This window comes from Frankia sp. CcWB3 (assembly GCF_977927595.1).
On sequence record NZ_CDWRCK010000289.1, the window covers coordinates 1 to 4,798 of the forward strand.

The window sequence follows — 4,798 nt, forward strand, 5'->3', positions numbered from 1 at the left end:
CCGGGGGTCGGCGGTGCGGGCAGCGTTCGCTGGCGTCGGGCTGGCGGTTGGCGTCGGGCCGGCGGTTGGCGGCGATCGTTCCGGCGAGCTCGTCAAGAGCCTAGGCCGGCGAGGTCTCGGCGCGGTTCGCGAAGGCCTGCTCGCGGGGCCACACGACGACCGCCGCCCGGTGGTACCAGCGGTCGAGCGTGTTGCCCCAGTTGCCCATGTAGCCCTCGTACTCCGAGGAGTAGGGCTCGAGGTCGTCGGATCCGGTGGACGCGCACACCTCGTCCTCGCTCACATCCAGCGAGGCCTCTTCCAGCCGGGTGCCCTCCGGGCCGGTCCAGTGCGTGAGCGTGACCTCGGAGACAAGCAGCTCCTCGACCTGGTACTCGACGTCGTCCTCGCCCGAGTCGTCGGAGTCCTCGCCCTCGTCGTAGTCGTCCCAGTACCGTCCTCCTCGGTGCCCGAGGTCTTCATCCGCCTCGTAGGCGTTGTGCGTCGTCTTGACATCGGCGAGCGCGAGCACGGTTTCGTACCCCGCCCGTTCGGCCGCGGCCCGCAGCAGGGACACGCGAGCGGCGTCGGCGCCCTTCAGCCCACTCCAGCCCAGCGCGCGCGGGGTGTACTCGTGGTCGAGGAGGTAGACGAGCCGGTTCGGTGGGTCGGCCGCGCCTCTGCCGTAGCGGCTGGCCACGGGCGTGCCGAAGTGCTCGCGAAGGAAGCCGGCCAGCTCGGCGGTTGCTCCCTCGTCGCCCTCCGGCAGGGCGGTGTCCCCGCGCAGCAGGAGGTTGTAGGTGAGCGCGATCCGGTACCCCGACCGCACCGCGGTGACCTCGTGCCGGCAGTCGGCGTAAAAGGCGACCAGTGACAGGTCCGTCTTCGAGCCCCGGTAGACCATCTTCTCGTCGAGGTGGCGCACCACGAGCTCGCCGCCGGTGTGGCTGGAGGGTAGTACCACCACCAGAGTGCCGATCATCGCGTAGTCCTTCTCGCTGTCCTGATGGGCGCGGAAGAACTGGCCCGGCTCGTACACCAGGAGCGCATGGAGGTCGGCCGTCAGCTCGGCGGCGATCGGCAGGCCCAGCTCGTCTTTTGCCGTCGTCAGAAGAACGTCGAGTGCCTTGTCGTCCCACTGGGCGTGGACGAGGTGCTTCGGGATCTCCCAGGTGTCGCGGACGCCCGGGTCGGTCAGCGTCTCCTCGCCGCGGCCGAACCGGGCGGGCTGGCCGAGCCCGAGCAGCTCGCGGGCCTGCTCGGGCCGGACTGGAAAGGCCACGGGCCCGACGCCCTCGACTTCGAGGCTCAGGTCATCCCTACTCGCTGTCAGTCCCACGCTGAACGTGGTCTCCGCGTCGCCGCGCAGCATCCTCGCCAGCCGGTCACGCGCCACGGTCGCCATTGCCCGTGCCCTCCAATATCCCCAGGAAGCGGTACCTCTCGCAGAAATCTAGAGGGCTGGGCGCACTCGACCGGTGTCGGTACCCAGTCGTCGCAGCCGTCGATCGTGCACCCCCACTGGAGGAGTATCGTGCGGCGGTTGGCGACGCTCACGGCTATGGGATCAAACTGGTATCGTTCTCCCACGGAAGCTGTTGTCGATCACGTAGGTCGGATCGTGCTGCCCAAGTTCATCCGCGAGGCGCTGGGCCTGCTCCCGGGTACGAAGGTGGACATCTCGCCTTACGGCGCTGGTGTGCAGGTTGCGAGCCAGACCTGTCGGACCCATCGGGCATCGTGGCGGTATGCCCACCTCCGCCCACGAGACGCCGCCCGAGCTGCTCCGGCTCGACCCGTCCCTGCCCGACTGGGTGCAGACCGAGCTCCTCGGCGACGACGCCCCCGCCTTCGACCACGCGCGCCTGTACGACCCCAACGTCCGCCCGCTGGTATCGCGACCAGATCGCCGGGGACACCCGCAGCGGCGTGCGGCTGTACCCCCGGTTCTTTACTGCTGCCGACGTGCCCCTGGTCGCTGACGCGGAGCTGGCGGCGGCCCGCCCGGCGCCGGTGCTGCTCGCGGCGATCTGCCATCTCGACGATGTCAAGATCGACGTAATGTTCCCGGCGCTGCTGGCGGCGCTGGACGTGTTGGAACCAGACAAGAAGATCTTTTATGATGACGTGACAGTGGGTCGGTTGCCCGAGGCAGCCCGGGCCCGATGGGAGGCCTTTTTCAGGACGACGACCCTCGGCCGGCGTTACCACAACGAGCGCTACAACGAGATCGACGCCCGCGCTGAGGCCCGTGGCGAGGCTCTCGGCGAGGCCCGTGGCGAGGCGAGGTCGGTGCTGCTGGTGCTGGAGAGCCGCGGCGTGCCGGTGCCTGGCGCGGTCCGCGAGCGGATTCTCGCCTGCGTCGACACCGACCAGCTGGACCTGTGGCTTCGCCGCGCGGCCATCGCGGCCACCATCGACGACGTCACCCGGGACTGACCGCACGGGGCCGATGCCAGGGCGGGGCCGATGCACGCGGCGAGGTCGACCGGCCGGTGCCGACACTTCGCCTGGTGAGAGACGGCTCGCGGCGGCGCCAGCGCGGCCCTGCGCGGCGAGCAGTTCCCGGATCCACTTGATCGCGTGGCGGCCGAGTTGTGGGGAGTAAGGCACGGTTCAGGGACCGTAGACCGTGCTCAGGTCCCCCAAATTCACCGGCTGACGGATCGCCGCCACCTTGATGTGTCGATTTATCCTGTATCGTCCCCAATGGCGTCATGCGCGGGGTGCCCCGGGGGACCGGGGAGAATCGGGAAGCCGGTGAAGGTCCGGCACGGGCCCGCCGCGGTAACCGGGAAGTCGCCGTCCATGCGCGCCGCGCAGCCACTGGGTCTTCGGGCCCGGGAAGGCGGACGGCCGGCGTTGATCCGGAAGTCCGAAGACCGGCCCCGCATCGACGCCGCCCGTCGTCGTGCGGGCGGCCGGACAGCGGGAGCCTGCCATGCCTACCGACAGCTACCCTACCGACAGCTACCCCACGAACCTCCACCCCACGAACCTCTACGATGTCCTGCACCGGCGGCGCGACGTGCGCGGCCAGTTCACCGGCGGGCCGATCCCCGCCGACGTGCTCGACCGGGTGCTCGGGGCAGCTCACGCCGCGCCGAGCGTCGGCCTTAGCCAGCCCTGGGACTTCATCCTCGTCACCGACGAGCGGTCCCGGCGGGACTTCCACACCCACGTGCACCGCGAGCGCGCCGTCTTCGCCGCGACCCTGACCGGTGAGCGTGCCGCCCGGTTCGCCCGGATCAGGATCGACGGCATCCTGGAGTCGTCGTTGTCGCTGGTCGTGACCTACGATCCGCACCGCGGCGGGCCGGCGGTGCTGGGTCGGCACGCCATCGCCGACGCCGGCCTGTACTCGGTGTGCCTGGCGATCGAGAACCTGTGGCTCGCCGCGACCGCCGAGGGTCTCGGGGTGGGCTGGGTGTCATTTTACCGGGAGCCGTTCGTTCGTGACCTGCTCGCCATCCCCGCCTACATCCGGCCCGTGGCGTGGCTCTGCCTCGGGCCGGTGACCCACCTCGAGCACGTTCCCGACCTCGAACGCCACGGCTGGGCCCGGCGGCGTCCCCTCGCCGACGCCGTCCACGCCGAGCGATGGGGCGCGATGCCGTCCGGGGACGGTGCTCCCGCTGATCCTGGAATCGACGGGCCAGCGGGTGTCTAACACTTGTTAGACTTGAGGCATGACTGTGGTGAGCCTGCGGGATCTCAGCCATGCCGTGGGTACCTGGGTTGACCGTGCGCACGCGGGAGAATCGATCATCATCACTCGCAACGGACGACCGTGGGCGAGGCTGGTGCCCGAACTGACGCAGACGGGCAGTGACTACCTGGACCAACTCGTTGCCGAGGGGCGCGTTACCCTCTCCACCGCGAGCCTGGCTGATCTCCCCGAACCGACGTCCACGGGCAGCTGGGACGGCCGTGACTCCGCGGACGTGGTGGCGGAGCTACGCGGGGAATCTTCTTGAATTATCTGGATTCCAGTGCATTGGTGAAGTTGACCCATCCGGAGAGTGAGACGCGTGCGCTGCGCTCCTGGCTTGCCGTGCGGCCAGGCGTCGCGGTGTCGTCTGCGTTTGCGATGCTCGAAGTGACCCGAGCGTTGCGCTGCAGCGACCCCGCCGCTCTTCCCCGTATCCCTGACGTCCTGTCGCGGATCACGCTCGTGCCCATCGACCAGCCGATCATGGTCTCCGCCGCGGCCTTGACGGATCCGTTGCTGCGTTCGTTGGATGCCCTGCATCTCGCGACGGCGCTCCGGCTCGATGCGCCGTCATTGGTCTTCGTCAGCTACGACAAGCGCCTGTCGACCGCCGCCGCCCAGGAAGGCCTGACCGTTGCTGTGCCCGCCTGAGGCGGGGACCGGGCTCGCTACCCATCGGAGCCTGGGGGTGCGGACCGGGACGTCGTGCGTCAGGAGCAGCGCGACGGTCACCAGGGTCCGCCGCCGCGGCGTCAGCTCGGCGTAGGCCTCGCCGCCGGGGGGAGCGGATCCACCGCCGTGCGCGGGCCCGTTCACGGATTCGGCCCGGCGGTCGAGAGCGCGCCGTGCAGGAACAGGTCCACCAGTTCCCCGGTGGTCAGCAGCTCGGGGGCGTCTGCCCGGCCGGCGGGCATCAGCAGCAGCGCGAAGGCGCCCGCGAGGCGCTCCGGCGGCAGCCGCAGCGCCTCGCGCTCGGGCTCGAACAGCGCGGCCAGGGCCGTCCGCAGCGCGGCGAGTCCCGCCTCGCGGTCCGGGACGGCCGGTGGGACGGCTGGTGGGACGGCTGGTGGGACGGCCGGCGGGGCCGCTGCTGGGGCTGAGGCCGGG

At 70.4% G+C, this 4,798-nt stretch carries 6 protein-coding genes, 1 pseudogene and 1 riboswitch; of the genes and pseudogenes, 5 read left to right on the forward strand and 2 right to left on the reverse strand.

What is annotated here, in order from left to right:
* Positions 1 to 100: 100 nt before the first annotated feature.
* The gene (locus ACY5KJ_RS17620) at positions 101 to 1,384 is read right to left on the reverse strand and encodes a 2OG-Fe(II) oxygenase (RefSeq protein ID WP_462188592.1); all 1,284 of its coding nucleotides are present in this window, start codon (positions 1,382 to 1,384) and stop codon (positions 101 to 103) included.
* Between the two features lie 343 nt (positions 1,385 to 1,727).
* On the opposite strand from ACY5KJ_RS17620, the gene ACY5KJ_RS17625 reads away from it, so the two are divergent.
* The 5 genes from ACY5KJ_RS17625 (at position 1,728) to ACY5KJ_RS17645 (ending at position 4,342) form a co-directional block, all read left to right on the forward strand.
* Positions 1,728 to 1,961 carry a hypothetical protein gene (locus ACY5KJ_RS17625; RefSeq protein WP_462188591.1) on the forward strand — a complete coding sequence of 78 codons (234 nt, stop codon included), beginning with the start codon at positions 1,728 to 1,730 and terminating at the stop codon, positions 1,959 to 1,961.
* On the forward strand, positions 1,945 to 2,418 hold the full coding sequence (locus ACY5KJ_RS17630; protein WP_462188590.1) for a hypothetical protein: 474 nt from the start codon (positions 1,945 to 1,947) through the stop codon (positions 2,416 to 2,418). The genes ACY5KJ_RS17625 and ACY5KJ_RS17630 overlap by 17 nt, the downstream gene beginning before the upstream one ends.
* Before the next feature lie 268 nt (positions 2,419 to 2,686).
* Positions 2,687 to 2,884: riboswitch (cobalamin riboswitch) on the forward strand.
* A 36-nt stretch (positions 2,885 to 2,920) separates the two neighbouring features.
* On the forward strand, positions 2,921 to 3,649 hold the full coding sequence (gene bluB, locus ACY5KJ_RS17635) for a 5,6-dimethylbenzimidazole synthase (protein WP_462188589.1): 729 nt from the start codon (positions 2,921 to 2,923) through the stop codon (positions 3,647 to 3,649).
* A 19-nt stretch (positions 3,650 to 3,668) separates the two neighbouring features.
* Positions 3,669 to 3,956 carry a type II toxin-antitoxin system Phd/YefM family antitoxin gene (locus ACY5KJ_RS17640; RefSeq protein ID WP_462188588.1) on the forward strand — a complete coding sequence of 96 codons (288 nt, stop codon included), beginning with the start codon at positions 3,669 to 3,671 and terminating at the stop codon, positions 3,954 to 3,956.
* Positions 3,953 to 4,342 carry a type II toxin-antitoxin system VapC family toxin gene (locus ACY5KJ_RS17645; RefSeq protein ID WP_462188587.1) on the forward strand — a complete coding sequence of 130 codons (390 nt, stop codon included), beginning with the start codon at positions 3,953 to 3,955 and terminating at the stop codon, positions 4,340 to 4,342. The genes ACY5KJ_RS17640 and ACY5KJ_RS17645 overlap by 4 nt, the downstream gene beginning before the upstream one ends.
* Before the next feature lie 161 nt (positions 4,343 to 4,503).
* On the opposite strand, the pseudogene ACY5KJ_RS17650 reads toward ACY5KJ_RS17645, so the two are convergent.
* A pseudogene (locus tag ACY5KJ_RS17650) lies at positions 4,504 to 4,798 on the reverse strand (hypothetical protein); the annotation flags it as partial.